Raw genomic sequence first — 450 nt, 5'->3', positions numbered from 1 at the left:
AGTTCTGATTCCAAAAATAATGATGCTCTATTAATTATTGATATTGATGATTTTAAAACTGTTAATGATACTTTTGGTCATTTAGAGGGAAATGAAGTTCTAGTTGCTGTATCAAAAATACTATTACATAACACATATGATAAAGACATAGTTGCTCGCATCGGTGGAGATGAGTTTACAATATTTATAAAATCATTAACAAAGGATTTAATAATAAAAATTACTAATGATATTTTAAATGATGCAAGTAAAATAAAAGTAAAGGACAATCATAAAATAACATTAAGCATTGGTATTGCTTTTACTGATGATTCAACTAAATTATATAAAGATTTATTTTCTAAAGCTGATAAAGCTCTTTATTTATCAAAAGCAGATGGGAAAAATTGTTATAGTGTGTACGAATAAAGCCATTTATATGGCTAAAAATGAACCTTTAAATTCAAATTC

The 450-nt window shown here is 24.9% G+C and carries 1 protein-coding gene; it reads left to right on the top strand.

Features of this window, described 5'->3' with window-relative positions:
* The coding region (locus K0039_RS21355) for a GGDEF domain-containing protein (protein ID WP_228106896.1) at nt 1-408 on the top strand (408 nt) is incomplete at its 5' end.
* Nucleotides 409-450: the final 42 nt, after the last annotated feature.

This window comes from Terrisporobacter mayombei, assembly GCF_020748465.1.
Lineage (GTDB): Bacteria > Bacillota > Clostridia > Peptostreptococcales > Peptostreptococcaceae > Terrisporobacter > Terrisporobacter mayombei.
Note: the sequence above shows the minus strand (reverse complement) of the source record. Positions and strands in the feature narration are given on the sequence as shown.